This is a genomic window from Promicromonospora sp. NPDC052451 (assembly GCF_044547525.1).
Classification (GTDB): domain Bacteria; phylum Actinomycetota; class Actinomycetes; order Actinomycetales; family Cellulomonadaceae; genus Promicromonospora.
Map to the genome: position 1 here is coordinate 179,938 of NZ_JBIUAP010000006.1, position 19,529 is coordinate 199,466.

Annotated in this window: 16 protein-coding genes and 2 tRNA genes; 3 read left to right on the top strand and 15 right to left on the bottom strand. The window is 73.6% G+C overall.

Annotation, left to right across the window (positions count from 1 at the left end):
* From ACIG47_RS12730 to lnt, 4 genes are all read right to left on the bottom strand, one after another.
* Complete coding sequence (locus ACIG47_RS12730; RefSeq protein ID WP_397431134.1) at window positions 1-633, bottom strand: DUF6518 family protein; 633 nt, start codon at window positions 631-633, stop codon at window positions 1-3.
* A gap of 113 nt (window positions 634-746) precedes the next feature.
* Window positions 747-1,385 (bottom strand): GyrI-like domain-containing protein, encoded by a 639-nt coding sequence (locus ACIG47_RS12735; RefSeq protein WP_397431136.1) that lies wholly within the window; start codon window positions 1,383-1,385, stop codon window positions 747-749.
* Between the two features lie 119 nt (window positions 1,386-1,504).
* A complete protein-coding gene (locus ACIG47_RS12740; RefSeq protein ID WP_397431138.1) occupies window positions 1,505-3,217 on the bottom strand; it encodes a carbohydrate-binding protein in 1,713 nt (570 codons plus the stop codon).
* A 96-nt stretch (window positions 3,218-3,313) separates the two neighbouring features.
* Window positions 3,314-5,035, bottom strand: coding sequence for an apolipoprotein N-acyltransferase (gene lnt, locus ACIG47_RS12745; protein ID WP_397431140.1), 1,722 nt, complete (start codon window positions 5,033-5,035; stop codon window positions 3,314-3,316).
* Between the two features lie 160 nt (window positions 5,036-5,195).
* On the opposite strand from lnt, the gene ACIG47_RS12750 reads away from it, so the two are divergent.
* Complete coding sequence (locus ACIG47_RS12750; RefSeq protein WP_397431390.1) at window positions 5,196-7,511, top strand: glycoside hydrolase family 3 N-terminal domain-containing protein; 2,316 nt, start codon at window positions 5,196-5,198, stop codon at window positions 7,509-7,511.
* A gap of 69 nt (window positions 7,512-7,580) precedes the next feature.
* On the opposite strand, the gene ACIG47_RS12755 is transcribed toward ACIG47_RS12750, so the two are convergent.
* Window positions 7,581-9,422: a LamG-like jellyroll fold domain-containing protein gene (locus ACIG47_RS12755; RefSeq protein ID WP_397431142.1), complete on the bottom strand. Its 1,842-nt coding sequence runs from the start codon at window positions 9,420-9,422 to the stop codon at window positions 7,581-7,583.
* 154 nt (window positions 9,423-9,576) lie between these two features.
* Between ACIG47_RS12755 and ACIG47_RS12760 the strand changes: the two genes are divergently transcribed.
* Together ACIG47_RS12760 and ACIG47_RS12765 are read left to right on the top strand one after the other, a co-directional pair.
* Window positions 9,577-9,649 (top strand) — tRNA-Ala (locus tag ACIG47_RS12760).
* A 304-nt stretch (window positions 9,650-9,953) separates the two neighbouring features.
* Window positions 9,954-10,580, top strand: a complete 627-nt coding sequence (locus ACIG47_RS12765; RefSeq protein WP_397431144.1) for a superoxide dismutase — start codon at window positions 9,954-9,956, stop codon at window positions 10,578-10,580.
* Window positions 10,581-10,629: 49 nt separating this feature from the next.
* Here ACIG47_RS12765 and ACIG47_RS12770 read toward each other — a convergent pair whose 3' ends face one another.
* The 10 genes from ACIG47_RS12770 to proB form a co-directional block, all read right to left on the bottom strand.
* Window positions 10,630-12,045 (bottom strand): hypothetical protein, encoded by a 1,416-nt coding sequence (locus tag ACIG47_RS12770; RefSeq protein WP_397431145.1) that lies wholly within the window; start codon window positions 12,043-12,045, stop codon window positions 10,630-10,632.
* Between the two features lie 64 nt (window positions 12,046-12,109).
* Window positions 12,110-12,182 (bottom strand) — tRNA-Ala (locus ACIG47_RS12775).
* Window positions 12,183-12,274: 92 nt separating this feature from the next.
* Window positions 12,275-12,940 (bottom strand): histidine phosphatase family protein, encoded by a 666-nt coding sequence (locus ACIG47_RS12780; protein WP_397431147.1) that lies wholly within the window; start codon window positions 12,938-12,940, stop codon window positions 12,275-12,277.
* A complete protein-coding gene (gene rsfS / locus ACIG47_RS12785) occupies window positions 12,937-13,374 on the bottom strand; it encodes a ribosome silencing factor (RefSeq protein WP_397411404.1) in 438 nt (145 codons plus the stop codon). The genes ACIG47_RS12780 and rsfS overlap by 4 nt, the downstream gene beginning before the upstream one ends.
* Window positions 13,371-14,441 carry a hypothetical protein gene (locus ACIG47_RS12790; protein WP_397431148.1) on the bottom strand — a complete coding sequence of 357 codons (1,071 nt, stop codon included), beginning with the start codon at window positions 14,439-14,441 and terminating at the stop codon, window positions 13,371-13,373. Before ACIG47_RS12790 ends, rsfS begins: the two co-directional genes overlap by 4 nt.
* A gap of 16 nt (window positions 14,442-14,457) precedes the next feature.
* Complete coding sequence (gene nadD / locus ACIG47_RS12795) at window positions 14,458-15,072, bottom strand: nicotinate-nucleotide adenylyltransferase (protein WP_397411408.1); 615 nt, start codon at window positions 15,070-15,072, stop codon at window positions 14,458-14,460.
* Between the two features lie 44 nt (window positions 15,073-15,116).
* A complete protein-coding gene (locus ACIG47_RS12800) occupies window positions 15,117-15,269 on the bottom strand; it encodes a hypothetical protein (protein WP_182485788.1) in 153 nt (50 codons plus the stop codon).
* 126 nt (window positions 15,270-15,395) lie between these two features.
* Complete coding sequence (locus ACIG47_RS12805) at window positions 15,396-16,733, bottom strand: glutamate-5-semialdehyde dehydrogenase (protein ID WP_397431150.1); 1,338 nt, start codon at window positions 16,731-16,733, stop codon at window positions 15,396-15,398.
* A 58-nt stretch (window positions 16,734-16,791) separates the two neighbouring features.
* Window positions 16,792-18,252 carry a hypothetical protein gene (locus tag ACIG47_RS12810; RefSeq protein ID WP_397431152.1) on the bottom strand — a complete coding sequence of 487 codons (1,461 nt, stop codon included), beginning with the start codon at window positions 18,250-18,252 and terminating at the stop codon, window positions 16,792-16,794.
* Window positions 18,253-18,297: 45 nt separating this feature from the next.
* Window positions 18,298-19,470, bottom strand: coding sequence for a glutamate 5-kinase (proB, locus tag ACIG47_RS12815; protein ID WP_397431153.1), 1,173 nt, complete (start codon window positions 19,468-19,470; stop codon window positions 18,298-18,300).
* Between the last annotated feature and the right edge of the window lie 59 nt (window positions 19,471-19,529).

Genomic DNA, 19,529 nt, shown 5'->3' on the forward strand with positions numbered 1-19,529 from the left:
TCAGACCCCGCCCAGACCCGAGTACGCGGCGACGAAGGCGACCCCGACCACCACCGTGCCCGCGACCGCGAGCGCCACCGGCACCGCACCCCGGATCCGCCGCACCAGCATCACGGTCAGCAGCGCGAGGCCGGCAACGCCGATGAACGTCCAGTACACCGGGCTGGTCGTCTCCCGTACGACGGTCAGCCCGTACAGCGCCTCCCCCGCACCGATCCCCGCGAGCAGTGCCGTGCCGAGCGCGGCTCGGACGCCGGCGGCCCGCAGCCATGCGGTCGCGACGCCGACGAACGGGCCGACCACGATCCCCACCACGGAGAACAGGAGCGGGTCGTAGACGAGACCGCGCACCTGGGACGCGACCGTGTAGCCGAGCACCAGCAGCACGAAGCTCACGGCGCCGAGCACCGCCGCGGGACCGGTGCGCATCCGGGACCAGTACAGGAGCGACGCCGTGAGCACCGTCCAGCCGCTGGCCGAGTTCGCGAACGACGCGAAGGAGTCGGGCAGGAACCCCTGGGCGTAGGACGTGAGGCCACCCAGGAGGAAGCTCAGGGCGACGACGGCCAGCGCCCGCACGAGCGGACGGGTCAGAACGGCGTCGGCGGACGACGCCCGGGTCACGGTGGTCATACCGCGAACCTAACGACGGTGGTCGTCCCCGCACATCGGACCCTGGTCGGACGGCGTCCGACCAGGGGTGGACACGCCGTCGGGGTGTGGCGGCAACCGCGCCGCCGGCCCGGTCACGAGTCCCCCGCGGCCTCCACCGGCTGCCGCAGGATCGTCCGCCGCCTCTCGGGCGGCACCCGGCGGAAGTCGCTCAGATAGATCTCGTGGTGCCGCCCGGTCGGACGCAGCCCGTTGTCGGGTACGAACTCGTCGTGCATCCGCGCGAGCACCGCCGCCTCGTCGTCGAACGACCCGACGTGCAGCGTCTGCACACAGCGTCCCTCCGACAGCGGGGCGAGGCGGACGTCGTCGAGCCGCACCGGACCGCTTCGTGCCCGCACATGCTCGACCGCGGCGCCGAAGGCGTCCGCCGTGATCCAGTCCGGCTGCAGGATCATCAGCGTCCAGTCCCACCGTGACTTGTCCCGGGCGACCGTGAAGGAATTCATGTCCCGCGCCCACCACAGGCCTTCCAGCGGCATGACCACGAAGTCGCGGCCCAGGTCCCGCCTGCTCGCGAACTTCAGCGCGTAGGCGACCGGGTACAGCGCCTCGACGGCCTCGGCGAACACCGGGGTGTTCGGGTCGCCGTGGCCGTCGACCATCAGGTACTGCTGGTCGGGCACGTCGAGCAGCCGGAACCGACCCTGCTGCGCCCGGTAGCCGTCGAGGCTCTTCTTCAGGTCGACCTTGTCGGCCATCTTCTCGGCCATCTTGTCGGCACCCCGCCTGTCGAGAATCCGTCGTCGGCTCCGTCCCAGGGACAGTAGCGGGCACGAGCACCCGCCGCCACGAGGACGCCGGGCGAGCCGACGACGGGACGAGCCCCGCTCTACTGCTGCGGCCGCCAGGGCCCCCACTGGTCGCCGGGCGTCTGGTTCCGTGTCCACCAGCGCGCCACGTAGGTCGTGCCGTCGTGGACCGCGACGTCGCCGGCCTCGAAGATGCGCGACGGAGTCCACTGCGCCACACCGTCCCGCTCGGCGATCTCCTGCCACGGGCCATAGGCCGCACCGGGCTCCTGCCCGCGCGTCCACCAGGCCGCCCGCCAGGTCGAGCCCGCGAACGACACCTCGTCACCCGCCCCGTAGGCCGACGCCGCCGCCCAGGCCGGTGCCGCCGGCGCGCACCCGTCGTCGCACACGCTGAAGGACGCGAGGACCGCCTTGTGGTCCGAGGGCCAGACGGCGTCCGGCGTGAGGATCTGGTCGGCGCTGTCGTCGTCGACCCGCTCGTTCCGCACGATCGTCGACTGCGGCCCGACCACGGACGCCGCGTCGATCGACACCCGCTCGTCGGGCGTGACGAAGACGTAGTCGATGCGGTCGCGCTCGTCGGCCTCGGGGGCCCAGGTGAGCTCGGAGGTCGGGAAGAGCGGGTTGTCCGAGGGCCAGGTGACGCCGGGGTTCGCGACCGGGTCAGGGTGCACCTCGCGGTAGGCGTCGACCAGGCCGCCGTCGAGCAGCGCCTGCGTGCTCTGCCACGGGATCACGAGGCCGTTGTGGTCCTGGAGGTCGGCGGTGGCCGCGGTCCAGTCCTGCACCGACGGCTCGTTGAAGTCCCCGCCGACCACCGCGATGCGGCCCGCCGCGCGCTCGGCGGCGACGTCCTCGACGAGTGCCGCGACCGTCGCCGGGCGGCCGGACTGACGGTTGGCCTCCAGGATCGCGTCCACGTCCGTGACCGGGCCGCCCGGGAGCTTGTCCCACGTGTCCCAGCCGTCCGGCCAGTCGCCGAGCACCGCGCCGCCGTAGCCGCGCGGCAGGTAGGTGGCGTACCAGCGGTACTCGAGGTGGCCGCCGTAGGCCACCACCTCGGTGCCGTTGACGTCGAGCACCGCCTTGGTCCACCAGCGGTCCACGGTGCTGGTCTCCAGGATCGGGTAGCGCGAGACGATGCCGGTGTCGGTCGCGATGACGTGGTCGTAGCCGAGCAGCGCGGCGACCTGCGCGGGCGCGTCGCCCTGCTCGGGCATGAAGGTGACGTCGGCGTCGGTCTCCCGCAGCACGTCGGCGATCTCCTGGGCGCCGTCGTCGATCTGCGTGCCGCCGTGCCACAGGTTGAACGTGAGCACGTTGAGCTCGCTCACGCCGTCCACCTCGGGCTTCGGCTCCGCCGGCGGCACGGCCGCGCCGTCCTCGACCGTGAGGTCGACGGGACCGGCGAGCACGTCGTAGCCGTCGTCCTGGAGCAGGTAGACGTCGTAGTCGCCCGCGCCGACCGACGCGGCGTTGTGGGTCCAGCCGTCCCGGTCGCCCGGGCCCCAGGTGACGGTGCCGGTCGCGTCCGGCACGTACCGCCAGTCGAGCGACGCGGGCCCGCCGGGCACGGCGCCGTCGCGGTAGATGCCGATCCAGTTGCGGTCGTGGACGGCTCCGGTGGCGTCGAAGGTGATCGAGACGGACTCGTCGGCACCGATCACGGACCGGTCGAGGCCGAGGGACGGCTCGGCGGCGGAGGCGACCGGGGCGACCGCGAGAGCGGCGAGGACGCCGCCCGTCACGAGGGTCGCGAGGAGTCCTCGGCGAAGGCGTGCGGATGACATCGGCTGGTTCTCCCGGGCTCGGAAACGCGCTGCGGCCGTGACAGTACGAGGCGAGCATGGCCGGTCCGTGGCCGGGAGGTGAACTGCCGCGGCGGCTCAGACCGTGGTGTCGGCCTTCCGGCGGGACGAGCGCCGGGCCTGCACCGCGAGCCCCGCCAGGGCGAGCACGGTGCCCGCCACCACCAGCCCCTGGACCCACGGCCCGAGGGCCACCCCGGCGGTGACGCCGTCACGCAGCTCGACGTCGGTGACGATCAGGCCGGCCTGGTCGGCGGGCAGGGCGGGGCCGGCGGTCCCGTCGGGCGCGAACACCTGGCTGGTGCCCGTGGTGGAGAGGTTGACGACGGCGCGGCCGGTCTCGACGGCGCGCATCCGGGCGAAGGCGGTCTGCTGCAGGTTCTCGTCGGTGCCCCGGAAGTCGGCGTTGTTCGTCTGGAACATGAACGCCTGCGCGCCGTTGCCGATGCCCTCGCGGACGACGTCGTCGAACACGACGTCGAAGCAGATCGCGAGGCCCACGACGGCGTCGCCGGTGTCGACGGCGGGCACGTCGGTGCCGGGCGTGTACTCGCGGCCCAGCAGGTTGACGAGGCTGGGCACGATGGCGCCGTAGAGCCACCGGTCCGGCACGTACTCCCCGAACGGGACGGGGTGCCGCTTGGCGTGCGAGGCGGTGGCGCCCTCCTCGGTCCACAGGAACGACGTGTTGTAGATCAGCTCGCCCTTCGACGACGCGGCGTTGACCAGCAACGGGGCGTCGTACTGCCGGGCCGCTGTGTCCAGGGCCCGCTCCGTGGCGGGGTCGGCGAGGGGATCGCTGCCGACGCCGCCCTCGGGCCAGACCACGAGGTCGACCCGCTCGTCCGCCAGGGGTGCGGAGGCGGCGAGCTGGGCGTCCAGCAGGGCGCCGGGTGCGCGCTCGTCGGAGTAGGCCGCGGGGCCGTTCCCCTGGACGGCGCCGACCCGCAGGGTGCCGGCGTGCGACGTCGGGAACTGGGGCGTGACCAGCAGCAGGACCGCGAGCACCACGGCGGGCACGGCGGTCGGCAGGGTGGCGGGCAGGGCGGCGGTCCACCGCCGCCACCGCCGGGCTGCCCCGGCGCCGTCCTCCCCTGCCGGGACCGGGACGTCGTCGACCCGTGCCGGGGCGGTGGTGCTCGCGACCCGGACCACCTCGATGACGGCGGCGCACAGCAGCACCATGCAGAAGCTGAGCCCGGACACGCCGAGCCAGGACGCGACGGGTGCGATCGGGCTCGCGGACTGGCTCATGCCGAGGCGCCCCCAGGGGAACCCGCCGTACGGCCAGGAGCCCATGGCGAGCTCGCGCGTGGTCCAGGCTCCGGCGACCAGGAGCGGCAGCACGACCAGCCGCACCACCCCGGTGGAGCGCCACCGGGGCAGCCACCGGTAGGCGAGCGTGACCAGCGGGGACAGGGCTGCCGTGAAGAGGGTCTGCGCGGTGGCCAGCGCCACCCAGGGCACCCAGCCCAGGGGGTCGTCACCCAGGAACCGCGACGACCAGGACACGTGCGGGAACCAGAAGGCCGCGCCGAACGCCGCACCGGCCAGCACCGCACCCCAGGCTCGCCGTCCGACGAGCGTGAGCAGCGCGAGGGTCACGGCGACGAACGCGAGCGGCCACCACCCGAGGGCGGGGAAGGCGCCGTCGAGCGTGACACCGGCCAGCGCCGCGACGGGAACCGCTGCCGCGAGCGGCAGGAGCGGCGGGTCGAGGGGCCGGGTCCGCGCGGTCGTCCGTGCCTCGGGGGCGGGGCCGGCGCCGGGGGCCGGCTGCGAGAGGGCTGCCTGCGTCACGACCGGAGTCTCCCATCCCTGGCTGGGAACGGCGGCCCGCCCGGCGGTGAGACACTTACCGGTCTGTAAGTTTTCGTGGTTACGATCGCCCGACGGACAGACCCGATCGATACGAAGGAGTGCCGTGGTGGACCAGCGCGAGCAGGAGGTGGGTCTCCGGATGGACACCCAGGAGCCCGACGGGACGCCCGTCTACCTCGACCCGGACCGCCCGGTCCCCGAGCGGGTGGCCGACCTGCTGTCCCGGATGACCGTGCCCGAGAAGGTGGGGCAGATGCTCCAGCTCGACGCGCGCGGCGACTACGAGGGCGACATCCTGCGCAAGCACGTGGGGTCGATCCTGCACACCTCCCCCAGCCGGCTGGAGCGCGCGCACGACCTCGTGGAGCAGACCCGGCTGCGCATCCCGCTCCTGGTGGGCGAGGACTGCATCCACGGCCACTCCTTCTTCGAGGGCGCGACCATCTTCCCGACGCAGCTCGGCATGGCCGCGACCTGGGACCCCGCGCTGGTGGAGCAGGCCGCCCGGATCACCGCGGTCGAGGCGTCCGCGACCGGCGTGCACTGGACCTTCAGCCCGGTGCTCTGCATCGCCCGCGACCTGCGCTGGGGCCGGGTGGACGAGACGTTCGGCGAGGACCCGTACCTGATCGGCGAGCTCGCCTCCGCGATGGTGCGCGGCTATCAGGGCAACGGCCTGGCCGACCCGACCGCGATCCTGGCCACCGCCAAGCACTTCGCCGGGTACTCGGAGACCCAGGGCGGCCGCGACGCGTCCGAGGCGGACATCTCCCGCCGCAAGCTGCGGTCCTGGTTCCTGCCCCCGTTCGAGCGGGTCGCCAAGGAGGGCTGCGCCACCTTCATGCTGGGCTACCAGTCCATGGACGGCGTGCCGATCACGATCAACGACTGGCTGCTGAACGACGTGCTGCGCGGCGAGTGGGGCTACACCGGCACCCTGATCACCGACTGGGACAACGTGGGCCGCATGGTCTGGGAGCAGAAGGTCCAGCCCGACCACGCCCACGCCGCCGCCGCGGCCGTCCGGGCGGGCAACGACATGGTGATGACCACGCCGCAGTTCTTCGAGGGCGCCCAGGAGGCCATCGACGCCGGCCTGCTCGCCGAGTCCGACCTCGACCGTGCCGTGGCCCGCATCCTCACCCTGAAGTTCGAGCTCGGCCTCTTCGAGAACCCGCGCCGGCCCACCCTCGCCCGGGACGGCGCGCTCATCGGCTGCGCCGACCACGCGGCCGTCAACCTCGACGTCGCACGCCGCTCGCTCGTCCTGCTGCGCAACACCGGCGGCACGCTCCCCCTCGCGGGCGGCTTCACCACCCGGGACGACGACGGTCGCGCCGCCGGGGCCGGTGCCGACCGGCCCCGGCACGTCGCCGTCGTCGGGCCGCTGGCGGACGCCGCCCAGGAGCAGCTCGGCGACTGGGCGGGCAGCTCGGGGCAGGCCGACTGGCTGCCCGACGGGCACCCGCGCGACATGATCACCACGGTGCTCGACGGGCTGCGCGACCTGACGCCGCGGGACTGGACGGTGACCAGCGCGCTCGGGGCCGAGATCGTCTCGCTCGTCACGCCGCCCGAGGGCGACACCCTGCCCGACGGCCAGCCCCGGCCCAAGATCGCCGTGCCCCGCGACCCCGACCCGGAGCTCGTCGCCGAGGCGGTGGCCCGGGCGCAGGAGGCCGACTACGTCGTCGCCGTGGTGGGCGACCAGGTCGAGCTGGTCGGCGAGTACAAGTCGACCGCGACGCTGGAGCTGGTCGGCGGGCAGGTGGCACTCCTGGACGCGCTGGCCGCGACCGGGACGCCGCTGGTGGTCGTGGTGATGGCGTCCAAGCCGCTCGTGCTGCCCCGGTCGGCCCTGAACGCGGACGCGCTGCTCTGGGTGGCCAACCCCGGCATGCGGGGCGGGCAGGCGATCGCCGAGCTGCTGCTCGGGCTGATCGAGCCGTCCGGGCGGCTGCCGATCTCGTTCGCGCGGCACGCGGGCCAGCAGCCGGTCTACTACAACCAGATCCGCGGCCAGCACGGGTCCCGGTACGCCGACCTGACCCAGGAGCCGGCGTTCGTGTTCGGCCAGGGGCTGTCCTACGGCACGGTGGAGTACTCGGGTCTGGAGGTGCTCGGCACCGAGGTCACCCACGAGGACACCGTCCGGGCCCGCGTCACCCTGACCAACACGGGCACCCGCCCGGTGCGCGAGACCGTGCAGGTCTACGTCAGCGACTCGGTGACCTCGGTGAGCTGGGCGGACAAGGAGCTCAAGGCGTACCGGCAGGTCGACGTCGCCCCCGGGCAGCGCGTGGTGGTGGACCTCGCCCTGCCGGTGGCGGACTGCACGATCGTGGACCGGGAGGGCCACCGCGTGGTCGAGCCGGGCAGCTTCGAGCTCCTGGTGGGCCGCTCGTCCCGCGACGCGGACCTGCTGCGCGCCCCCTTCACGGTGCTCCCCCGGTGAGGTCGTGACGTTGCGTCGAGGTCGGTACAGCCCTCTGCCGACCTCGACGCGACGTCACGACCTCGGCCGTCAGCGGGTGGCCAGGAGGAACTGCTCCGGGCGCAGGGCGCGGGAGACGATCCGGGTGTCACCGATCCAGCCGTAGAAGCCCTGGCCGAACGTCCCGGCACCCTGCGTGCCCCCGAGGGCGAACGGCTTGCCGACCGTGCTGATCCCGCGCGACACCGTCGCGGCGTTGCGGGCGATCTTCGAGCCGTCCACGTACAGCGTCGTGTACCGGCCGTCGTTGACGATCGCGATGTGCGTCCAGCGACCCACAGGCAGCGCGTGGCTCCAGGAGGTCGGGTCGTCGTCGATCGGCACCGGGTAGACCACGAACTGCAGGAACCGCTCGCCCGTCACGTTCAGGCTGCACGGTGCGTCGTCCTCGGACCACCCGCCGCTCTTGCCGGCGTCGCCCGCGCGGCCCTCCCAGCTCAGGATGCCCATCCAGGAGTGGTCGCCCTGGAAGGGCTCCGGGAGCTTGACGAAGGTCTCGATCGTGTAGCCCGACTCGAACGTCATGCCGTTGACCGGCGCGTGCGGGCCGGTGTGCAGCACTGCGCCACGGTCGGGCCCCTTGCCGCCGTCGAACCGGAGGCTCGCGTGGGCCGGCTGGTCGTCGTGGTGCTCGGCGGACCAGGTGAGCGCGGCGGGCGCGCTGTCGTGCAGCAGCACCGAGGTGAGGTGGTTGCCGTTCCCGCTCAGGTCACGGACGACCGTACCCGGTGCCACGGGGGCGCCGTCGGCCGCGGCCCCCGCCAGGCCCGCCTCGTCGAACCGCCAGTAGGCGACGGTCCCGCGCGGCATCACGGCCGACGGCGGCCGCGGCGCGGGCACCACGGGCGGCGCGAACGCGGCGAAGCGCTCGTCGAAGTCGATCTCGACGGTGAACCGGTCGACGTCGCCACTGAGCTCGACGTGCTCGTTCTCCAGGGGCGTGGGGTCGGGCTTCGCCCCGAGCCACGGCGAGAACGTCTCGACGTCGATCACGCCGCGGGACAGGTCGAACGAGTAGTAGCGGAGCATGCCCGCGCCGCCGTAGTAGCGGTCCTGGTAGTTGGTGATGTGCAGGTGCACGGCGTGGCCGGCGTCGTTGGTCAGCGTGGTGCGGCCGGACGGCCAGTAGTGCCCGCCGAGCGCGAGGAAGATCTGGTCGTTGGTCGTGATGAGACGGTCCCAGAGCCGCTGACCGTTGTCGGACAGGTGGGCCTGGCCGTCGTCCTCGGCCCAGACGAGGTCGTGGGTGGTCAGGATGGCGGGCAGCGTGTCGTGCTCGTCCAGCACGCCCTGGGCCCAGGCCAGCCCGGCGTCGGACACCCGCCAGTCGAGCGCGAGCACCAGCCACTCGCGTCCGCCGCCACGCACCACGTGGTAGCTGTTGTAGCCGTCGGGCGAGGATCCGCCGTAGGTCTCCATCCGGGCGAACCGCCGCGGGCCGAAGGTGCGCAGGTACGGGGTGTCGCCCCGCTGGTCGTCACCGGAGACGTCGTGGTTGCCGGCCAGGACGCTGTACGGCATGCTGCCGGCGGCCTCGAACGCGCGGCGCGCCGCGAGCATCTCCGCCTCGGTGCCGTGCTCGGTGACGTCGCCGAGCTGGGTCATGAAGACGATGTTGTCCCGCTTCCGCTCCCGGACCAGGTGGCGCAGGGTGGCGCGCACCGGTTCGGGGTCGGAGCCGCCCTCGTCCAGGAGGTACTGGGTGTCGGGCAGGACGGCGATGGTGAAGCGCGGGTCGGTGCCGTCCGGCAGCCCGCCGCTCGCCTCGGTGATCGAGGGGGCGGCCGCTGCCGCGGCGGCGGGGGCTGCTGACAGGACCGGTACGGCCGCAGCGGCCCGGAGCAGGGATCGGCGCGAGAGCTTGGTGTCCACGGCTCACAGCGTGGCCGCGGCGGTTGGCGCCGGGGTGACGCGCAGCGGAACGGAGGCCGGCGGGACGGCGACGCCGGGGCGCCGTCCCTCGCTTTGGTGTCCCGGCCCTGATCGGTCTAGACTCAGGGGGCTCGCCCACCTGGGCGAATGCTCTGGGGCTGTGGCGCAGCTGGTAGCGCACCTGCATGGCATGCAGGGGGTCGGGGGTTCGAGTCCCCCCAGCTCCACCGGTGTGATGGCGCGGGACATCGTTGATCGGTGTCCCGCGCCATCGTCTTTTCACACAGCCGCCGCCCCGTCGTGATGGTGGGTCGCGACCAAGGGCGAGCGGTGACAGGCCCTCCGAGGGTGCCCCGCGCAGCGGTGTTGCACCGCGTCGACATTGTCTACGGTCAGCAACGTCCCCTCGCGGGCCCCCTTCACCAACGACCGGGTCCGGCTCGCGGAACCGCCCGGACGGGCACCAGGCCAGTTGACCTCAACCGTGGTTGAGGTTCTAGCGTCGGAAGCATTCGACGAGAGGACGAGGACATGCCCGCCTACACCCTGCCTGACCTGCCCTACGACTACGCGGCGCTCGAACCGCACATCAGCGGGCGCATCATGGAGCTGCACCACGACAAGCACCACGCCGCGTACGTCGCCGGCGCGAACGCCGCGCTCGACGCGCTGGCCCAGGCCCGCGAGACCGGCGACCTGGCCGCGGTGAACCTGCACGAGAAGAACCTCGCGTTCAACCTGGGCGGGCACACCAACCACACGGTGTTCTGGCACAACCTCTCGCCCGAGGGCGGCGGGGAGCCCGACGGCGAGCTCGCGGCGGCGATCGCCGACCAGTTCGGCAGCTTCGCGGCCTTCCAGGCGCACTTCGCGGCCGTCGCGACCGGCATCCAGGGCTCCGGCTGGGCCGTGCTCGGCTGGGACGGCGTCGGGCAGCGGCTCGCGGTGTTCCAGCTCTTCGACCAGCAGGCCAACGTGCCGCTCGGCATCACGCCGCTGCTCATGCTGGACATGTGGGAGCACGCGTTCTACCTGGACTACCTGAACGTCAAGGCGGACTACGTCACGGCGTTCTGGAACCTGGCGAACTGGTCCGACGTCGGCGCGCGGCTCGACCGGGCGCGTGCGGCCACCACGGGCCTGCTCGTGGCGGCGTAACACCGCACGACGTGACGCAGGGCCCGGCCGCCGGCCGGGCCCTCGTCCGTCACCGCCGCGTGGTCTGCGGCTTCGGCTTCGGCTTCGCCGGCTTCGGCGTCAGCGACGGCCCCGTCGACGCCGGGTCCGGCCGCTTCTTGCCGTCCTCCCCGATCATCCGCGGCGCGGGCTTGATGGGCCAGCGCTCCACCACCCGGCTCCGCAGCTCGTAGCCCCGCCTGGCGGCGACGACGTCCCACACGACGGCGACCAGCACGACGGCGGCCGAGCCCACGAGGGTGATCAGCGCCTGCGGCACGAACCCGCCGAAGGTCTCGTCCGCGTCGCCGTACAGCGTCGCGACGTCCTCCATCCCGCCCGTGCCGAGGCTGTACACCCCCCAGCCGAGCACGGCCCCCAGCGCGGCCAGCAGCGTCAGGGCCTGCACGAAGATCACCGGCTGATGGTTGGCGTACTTGCGCAGCAGCACCCGCGGGGGGCGCGGGGCCGTGGGGTCGTCCAGCGCCTCACGCAGGATCTCCTGCTCCCTCTGCTGTACGGCCGAGTCGGCGAAGAACCCCACGACCAGGAGCACGACGGCCGCCACCATGAGGGCCGCGAAGACCCAGACCCCGGCCAGGAGCACGACCTCGATGCTCTCCCCGTACTCCATGCGCGGACCGGCGTCGGTCCTGGTGCGGAACGGGTGCGTGACGAACAGCCAGAGCTGCATGAGGCTGAACCCGAGCGCGAAGCACACGATGCCCACGTACTCGAACCAGGTGGCCCGCCGCCGTGTGCGCAGGAGGTCGTCCGGGAGCCCCGTCTCGTCGTCCGCGTCCGACGCCGGCGCGGCGCGGCGCCACGCCGCCCCCTCGTCCGGGGTGGTCCAGTGCGCGGCGATCTCGAGCCGACGCCGGTGCTGCGCCGGGCGACCCCCGTACGCGAGCAGCAGGAACACCCCACCGACCCCGGTGGCCGCGAGGAAGATCCAGAGCAGGTACACCTCGCTGCCGTTGACCGTGAAGGCGGCGATCACGGACATCAGCAGGCCGACCCCTGCCACCACGTAGGCCATGACGAGGAACGGGCCGAACGGCGGCTCGGCCGCCACCTGGTCGACCTGGCTCGGGTGCGGCACGGCCGTCCGGGGCGCACCTTCCCGGGCCGCTCGGGCGATGGCGCGCGACGTGATCACCTCGCGCAGCGCGAACAGCATGGTCGTGACGATGCCGGCGGCCAGCGCGAGGACGAGCACAGGCACCATGGCGGCCCGGGCGAGCTGGTCGAGCGCGCCGCGCACGGCCGGCTCGTAGGTCAGCGCCTCCTCCGCGACCATCGCGACGGCCAGGAGGAGCACGAAGGACGCCCCGATGCCGAGGAGGAAGGGGGCGAGCGCGTTGATCGCCGCGTTCACGACGTTCCCCGCGAGGCCCACCGGGTACACCCGCCAGTGCGGCTGATCTGCAGGTCGTTGTGTTGTCATGGCGCGGGCAGTCTATCCATGGGGATGAAAAAAGGCCCGGCCGACGGCCGGGCCCTTCATCCGGTGGAGCTGGGGGGACTCGAACCCCCGACCCCCTGCATGCCATGCAGGTGCGCTACCAGCTGCGCCACAGCCCCAGATTGGTCTCCCCCGGACCGTTCGGCCGGGCGAGCGTCGTTAGTCTATGCAGACCGGCGCCCGGGACCAAATCCACATCCGGTGCGCTCCGTCACTGCCGCGCCTCGGGTCCCGACTGCCAGGTGTCCAGCGGGTACCCCGCACCCACGTTGTGCGCCACGAGCCGCCACGCCGGCGTCGCCCCGGGCGCCGAGGCGTGCAGGTGGGACCAGTGCACGTTGTGCAGGCCGTGCAGCCCGCGCCACGTCGCGGGATCCAGGCCCAGGAGCCGCGTCACGGCCTGCGTGATCGCCGACCCGTGCGACACGACCACCAGGGTCTCCCCCGGGCTCAGGGTCTCGGCGTGCCGCAGCACGGCCTCCTCCATGCGCCGTGCCACGACGCCCTTGGACTCGACGCCCTCGACCGGCGGCTCGCCGCCGCCACGCCAGACGGCGTGCTGCTCCGGCCAGCGCTCGGCGATCTCGGCGTCGGTCAGCCCCTCCCAGATGCCGAAGGAGCGCTCACGCAGGCCGGCGTCGGTCACGACGTCCAGGCCCACGTGCCGCGCGTACGCGGTCGCCGTGTCCCGGGCGCGCTGCAGGTCGCTGGAGACCACCAGCGACGCCTTGTGGGACGCCGCCAGCGCCGTGGCACCCTGCTCGGCCTGCCACCGGCCCACCTCGTCCAGCGGGATGTCGATCTGACCCTGCAGGCGCAGGCCCGCGTTGTACGCCGTGCGCGCGTGGCGCAGCAGCACGATCGCTCCTGCGGTCACCGCTGCACGTCCCCCGCCAGGTGGATGGCACCGTCGTCGGGGTCGCGGTACTCCGCCGGGTCGCCGCCACCGCGTGCGTCCTCCGGCAGCGGGATCGCCGGGCAGTCCTTCCAGAGGCGCTCGAGCGCGTAGTAGGTGCGGTCCTCGGCGTGCTGCACGTGCACCACGACGTCACCGAAGTCGAGGAGCACCCACCGCGCCTCCGACTTGCCCTCCTGCCGGATCGGCTTGACGCCCTCCTTGAAGAGCGCCCGCTCGACGGCATCGACGATCGCGGACACCTGACGCTCGCTCGCGCCCGAGGCGATGAGGAACACGTCGGTGAGCACGAGCTGCTCGCTCACGTCGAGCGCGATGATCTCCTGCGCCTTGACGTCGCTCGCGGCGCGCGCGGCGACGATCGCGAGCTCTGTGGCCCGCTCGGTGGCGGTCATGCCGTGCCTCCTCCTCCGAAGCCGGGCAACCCGCCCAGCAGTGCCGCGGCCTGGTCGGGCTCGATGGAGCTGTCGCCCTCCAGCACCAGCTTCCAGATCAGCAGGCCCAGCACGAACGCGACGACGACCAGGATGACGTAGTGCAACCAGGTGTACTGCGGGCCCTCGTCCTCCTCCTCGTCCCACTCCTCCTCCACCTCGCGGCGGGCGGACCGGGACGGCGCGGCAGGGGCCGGGAACTGGCCGCCCGCGCCGGGGAACGGGGCCTCGGGCCCGGAGCCCTGGGGCGCGGCGCCACCGACCGGCCCGGACCCGGGGCCCGGACGCCGGGGGAACGGGGAGCCGGGATCAGCGGGAGCACCACCCGGGGCGAGGGACTGCGGCGCCGACGCCGGGCTGCCTGCCTCCCACGGGAGTGCGGGTGCGGCGGCCGCGGAACCGCTCGGCGGACCACCGACCGGGGCGCCCGGTCGCTGTCCCCGGCCACCCGGGGCGCCCGGGGCTCCGGGACGAGGGCCGAACGGCGACGGGGGGTTCGACGGCGGCTGCGTCGGCGCAGGCGCCGCGGCGCTCCACTGCGTCGTCTGGCCGGGGTCGCCCGAACCGCCCGGGGCCTGCGGAGCCGGGGCGGAGAATCGTCCGGACCTGCCCTGCTGCGGAGCGGGCGGCACGGGAGCCGCGGGCTGGCGAGAACCGAAGGGGCTGGGCGGTCCACCCTGCGGGCCCTGCCCGCCAGGGCCGGCGGGGCCCCCGCGGCCGGCCGGCGCGGGGCCGGGGCCGCCCGGGGCGGACTGCCCGCCCGGCCGGCCCGGGCTGAACGGCGACGGCGGGTTGCCGCCCGGCTGCTGCACGGGCGTCAGCCGACCGGTCGCGTCCACGCCGCGCGTGCCGCCCGTGGCCTGCGGCGGCCGTGCCACCGGCGGGTTCTGCGGCGACCAGCCGCCCTCGGGCGCGGCCGCGCCGCGGTGCGGAGGCTGCTGGGCCTGCCCGCCCTGCGGCGGGTAGGAACCACCGCCGGCAGCGGCGGCCGCGGCAGCCTCACGCTCGCGGATCTCGCGGCGCGTCATGGGACGACCTTTGTTGTCACTCATCGTGAAGACCTCGATACAGTCCGTGCTTGGCGATGTACTGAACCACGCCGTCAGGCACCAGATACCAGACCGGCAACCCCTCCTGCGCCCGACGACGACAGTCGGACGAGGAGATGGCGAGCGCAGGGACCTCGAGCGTCGTCACACCGTCCCGAGGAAGCCCGTCCACGGAGAGCATGTGCCCTGGCCGTGTGACAGCGACGAAGTGTGCCATGTCCCACAGCTTCTCGGCATCCTTCCACCGAAGAATCTGCTGGATGGCGTCCGCTCCCGAGATGAAGTAGAGGTCCGCGTCGGGACGCTGCTCCCGCAGGTCCCGGAGGGTGTCCACCGTGTAGGTGAGGCCTTCGCGGTCGATGTCGACGCGGCTCACCGTGAAGCGCGGGTTCGACGCCGTGGCGATCACCGTCATGAGATAGCGGTGCTCCGCCGGTGTGACCCGCTGCTTCTGCTTGAACCCCGGCCGGCCCGTGGGGACGAAGACGACCTCGTCCAGCCCCAGGTGTGCCGCCGCCTCGCTCGCGGCCACGAGGTGGCCGTGGTGGATGGGGTCGAACGTGCCACCCATCACTCCGATGCGGGGGCGGGTCCCGGCGGGGGTACTCATGCGGTGGGCGCGCTCATCTGGTCGTCAAGCTCCCGTCGGGTGGCTCAGTGTCGGTTTCCGACGTTGCGGAACGCGTAGGTGACGACCAGCGCGGCGACGAGGGCGCCGAAGGCGATCAGGCCCAGCGCGATCGGCGAGATCGGCTCGTTGGCGTGCTCCGAAGCGGCCTCGGCGGCCAGGACGGCGGTGTGCAGCACGGGTCTTCCTCCCAGTCGGACGTGCTCAGGTGGGCTTTAGTCTCTCACGGACGCCTTGCGGCGAGTGCACCGCGGCACTGGGTCGCAAGGAGATCCTGCGGAGGTCTCCCGGACCCCCGGGACGTGTCACGGCTTGATGTGCCCGTCCCCGGTCACGACCCACTTGGTGGTGGTCAGCTCGGTCAGGCCCATGGGGCCGCGCGCGTGCAGCTTCTGCGTGGAGATGCCGATCTCGGCACCCAGGCCGAGCTCGCCGCCGTCGGTGAACCGGGTGGAGGCGTTCACCATGACCGCGGCGGAGTCGACCTCGGCCACGAACGTGTCGGCCGCCGCGATGTCGCGCGTGACGATGGCCTCGGTGTGCCCGGAGGACCACGTGCGGATGTGCTCGATCGCGGCGTCCAGCGAGGGCACCACCCGCACCCCGAGCTCCAGCGCGAGGTACTCGGTCGCCCAGTCCTCGTCCGTCGCGGGCACCATGTCGGCCCCGGCGGGGGCGAACGACATGGCCGCCGGGTCCCCGTGCAGCACCACGCCCGCGCCGGCCAGCGCGGCGAGCGCCGCCGGCAGGAACGCCGCCGCGGCGTCCTCGTGGACGAGCAGCGTCTCGGCCGCGTTGCACACGCCGACCCGCTGGGTCTTCGCGTTCATCACGATCGCGACGGCCATGTCGACGTCGGCCGTGGCGTCCACGTAGACGTGCACGTTGCCGACACCCGTCTCGATGACCGGCACGAGCGACTCGCGCACCACGGTCTGGATGAGGTCGGCGCCACCGCGCGGGATGAGCACGTCGACCAGGCCGCGCGCCCGCATGAGCGCCACCCCGCCCTCCCGGCCGTACGCGTCGATCGACTGGACCAGGTCGGCCGGCAGGCCACGCGCCTCCAGCGCACCCCGCATGACCTCGACGATCAGCGCGTTCGACGCCGCCGCCGCGCTGCCCCCGCGCAGGATCACGGCGTTGCCCGACTTGAGGGCCAGGCCCGCGGCGTCCACGGTCACGTTGGGGCGGGCCTCGTAGATCATGCCGACCACGCCCATGGGTACCCGGACCTGGCGCAGCCGCAGGCCGTTCGGCAGGGTCTGCCCCCGCACCACCTCGCCGACCGGGTCGGGCAGGCCGGCGACGTCGCGCAGCGCGTCCGCGATCGTGCCGATCCGCTCCGGCGTCAGGGCGAGGCGGTCCAGCAGGCCGTCGGACATGCCGTTCGCCCGGCCACGCTCCAGGTCCTCCGCGTTGGCGGCGACGATGGGGTCCGCCGCGGCCACCAGGGCGTCCGCGACGGCGCGCAGGGCGGCGTCCTTCGTCATCCGGTTCGCCGTGGCCAGGGCGCGGGCTGCGACCTTGGCACGCCCGGCGACGTCGCGCACCGCGGAGGTCACGTCCGTGGTGTGCGGCGGCTGCGCCGCTCCGGGGGTCTCGCCTCCGGTACGGGTCGCCTCGTGGCTCACTGTCGTCATGCGTCGAGCGTACGTCGGACGGGCGCGGATGCCGAGGGCGATCCCGTGGTGCGGACGCTCACCAGGAGGGTCGCGCGCTCCGCGGCGGCACGAAGTGCGTGAACGCGGGCTCGTGCCCGGAGACCCCGGTCACCGGGTCGAAGACCCCGAAGTAGTCGGGGCCGAGCCGCCACGCGGCACGGTTGGTGGCCCGCGGGCTCAGCGCGGGCCAGCGGCCGGACTCGACGCGCTCCTCGAGCGCGCGCACGGCGACCAGCTCCTCCGCCAGGCTCACGGTGAGGTGCGCACCCCGCTCGACGTACAGGTTGCGGTAGCGCTCGGGGTGACCCACGTGGGCCACCCGGTCACCGAAGGACCGTTCGTACGACGGCGGCGCGCCGCCGTCACCGGTGGTGTGCAGCGTGAGGACGGGCGACGGCGTCGTCCCCTCCGGCCGGTGCTGCACCAGGTTCGCCCGCGCCTGGGGGTCGGCCTCGATCACCGGTGCGGCGGCGAGCGCGGTGAGGTCGGCGGACAGGTCGGCACCGGGTGCCGCGGCGTAGGCGGCACGGACCTCGCGGAGCATGCCGGAGTGCACGAGCCGGCGCGACCAGCTCCCGTCGAAGGAGGCCGAGGCGTTACCGCCGAGCTTGGCCTCCCAGTCCACGCGCGCCGTCGGGCCCAGGCCGAACGAGTAGGCCCACATGAGCCACTGCGCCTGGCCGCGGGTGCGGTCCTCCACGCTGCCGGGTTCCGGTGCCGACACGTCGTACCAGCCCGTGATGTCGTTCAGGGAGGCGATGAGGGCGATCTTGGCCCGGCCCTCCGGCGTCTCCGCAGCGGCGGCGACCGCGTCCACGAGGGCGGCGCGGCCCGCCCGCGCGTCGGTGGGGTGCACCAGCTCGATCGGGTTGCCGTTGGCGTCGGTGCCGTCGGTGAGCAGCACCTTGGTCGCAAGGTTCACGTCGAGGATCGTGTCGAGCATGCCCACCACGTCGATCGCGCCACCGATGGCCAGCACGCCGTCGATCCGGTCGGGTTCGACCTCGGCGTGCTTCAGGGCCGTCACCGCGCCCATGGAGGAGCCGGTGGTGAAGGTGCGCTCGGGCTCACCCACGTGCTGCTCGAACCAGTCGAGCAGCCTGGACTGGTCCGCCACGGCCGTGGGCACGGTGAAGTCGTAGCCGCCGTCCTGGAACATCGACGCCGCCAGGGCATAGCCGTGGTCGGTGAGCACCTCCTCGGACGCAGGCTGGTTGCCGAGCAGGTGCGGCAGCGGCTGGCCCGCGAAGATCTCGGAGGGGTAGTTGCCGTGGCTGTACAGCAGCAGCGTGCCGTTCCAGTCCTCGGGGACCAGCACGCGGTAGGCCGCGCCGGCGATCTCGCCCTCGTACTCCGTCGGCGGCGCGTCGGCCGTCGCGGCGGCCGGTTCCGGTCCTGCCGACGACGGCGCGGCCGCCGCCGGGACGCTCAGCAGGGGTACGAGCACGGCGGCCAGGGCCGCCGACGCCGTGCGGGCAGGGTGCCGGGTGCGTCGCATCTGTTGCTCCTCGGGTCGTGCGGCGCGCCCGGGGTGCGCTGCCGCCTACCCGTTCCGACGTGCTGCCGCCGGGGAACTCATCGGCCGGTCGAGCACCAGGTCGTCCCGGTGCACGACGACCCGGTCGTACCCCTCGCCCAGCTCGTCGCGCAGGGCGTACGTGGAGCGCCCGAGCAGCGCGGGCAGGTCGCTCGCGTCGAACGCGACCAGTCCGCGCGCGATCACGGCGCCGTCGGGCGCGACGAGCTCCACCGGGTCGCCCGCCTCGAACTCCCCCTCGGCCCGCGTGATCCCGGCGGGCAGCAGCGAGGCGCGGCCGCCGAGCACGGCGCGCGCGGCGCCGTCGTCCAGGTGGAGGCGGCCCTCCGTGCGTGCGGCGTGCGCGATCCACAGCCGCCGGGCCGAGGTGCGGCGTCCGGTGGCGGCGAAGAACGTGCCGACGTCGTCCCCGGCGAGGGCCGCGGCCGCGTTGGCCGCGAGCGTCAGGACCACGGGCACGCCCGCGCCGGTGGCGATCCGCACCGACTCCAGCTTGGTGACCATGCCGCCGGTACCGACAGCGCTGCCGCGGGCGGTCACCTCGACGCCCGCCACGTCCTCCAGGTCGGCGACCAGCGGGATGCGGCGCGCGCCGGGGCGCGACGGCGGGGCGTCGTGCAGGCCGTCGACGTCGGTCAGGAGCAGCAGGGCGTCGGCTCGCACCAGGTGGGACACGAGGGCGGCGAGGCGGTCGTTGTCGCCGAACTTGAGCTCGTCGGTGGTGACGGCGTCGTTCTCGTTGATGACGGGTACCACGCCGAGGGCGAGCAGGCGGTCGAGCGCGCGCTGCGCGTTGCGGTAGCGGGCGCGCCGCACCGTGTCCTCGGCGGTGAGCAGGATCTGGCCGATCTGGAGGCCGAACGCGGCGAACTCCTCCTGGTACCGCCGCACCAGCTGGCCCTGGCCCACGGAGGCGGCGGCCTGCATGGTGGCGAGGTCCCGCGGCCGGGCCCCGAGCCCGAGCGGACCGATGGCGGCCGACACCGCACCGGAGGTGACCAGCACCACCTGCGCACCCGCGGACTGCCGGGCCGCGAGCACCTCGACGACCCTGCGCAGCGCACCGACGTCGAGGTGCCCGTCCGGGCCCGTCAAGGAGGACGAGCCGACCTTCACGACGACGCGTCGCGCCGAGGTGATCGCGGACCGGGCACCTGCCGAGGAGTCGTGGGAGCTCACGCCCCCATCCTCGCCGCACTGCGTGCCCGGGTGCGCGCTCATTTCACGACCCGGGCAGC

Bases quoted from the DNA above. Each gene is read 5' to 3' on its own strand.
- ACIG47_RS12730 (WP_397431134.1), bottom strand. From the start codon at position 633: ATGACCACCGTGACCCGGGCGTCGTCCGCCGACGCCGTTCTGACCCGT.
- ACIG47_RS12735 (WP_397431136.1), bottom strand. From the start codon at position 1,385: ATGGCCGAGAAGATGGCCGACAAGGTCGACCTGAAGAAGAGCCTCGAC.
- ACIG47_RS12740 (WP_397431138.1), bottom strand. From the start codon at position 3,217: ATGTCATCCGCACGCCTTCGCCGAGGACTCCTCGCGACCCTCGTGACG.
- ACIG47_RS12750 (WP_397431390.1), top strand. From the start codon at position 5,196: ATGGACACCCAGGAGCCCGACGGGACGCCCGTCTACCTCGACCCGGAC.
- ACIG47_RS12765 (WP_397431144.1), top strand. From the start codon at position 9,954: ATGCCCGCCTACACCCTGCCTGACCTGCCCTACGACTACGCGGCGCTC.
- ACIG47_RS12770 (WP_397431145.1), bottom strand. From the start codon at position 12,045: ATGACAACACAACGACCTGCAGATCAGCCGCACTGGCGGGTGTACCCG.
- rsfS (WP_397411404.1), bottom strand. From the start codon at position 13,374: ATGACCGCCACCGAGCGGGCCACAGAGCTCGCGATCGTCGCCGCGCGC.
- ACIG47_RS12790 (WP_397431148.1), bottom strand. From the start codon at position 14,441: ATGACGCGCCGCGAGATCCGCGAGCGTGAGGCTGCCGCGGCCGCCGCT.
- nadD (WP_397411408.1), bottom strand. From the start codon at position 15,072: ATGAGTACCCCCGCCGGGACCCGCCCCCGCATCGGAGTGATGGGTGGC.
- ACIG47_RS12805 (WP_397431150.1), bottom strand. From the start codon at position 16,733: ATGACGACAGTGAGCCACGAGGCGACCCGTACCGGAGGCGAGACCCCC.
- ACIG47_RS12810 (WP_397431152.1), bottom strand. From the start codon at position 18,252: ATGCGACGCACCCGGCACCCTGCCCGCACGGCGTCGGCGGCCCTGGCC.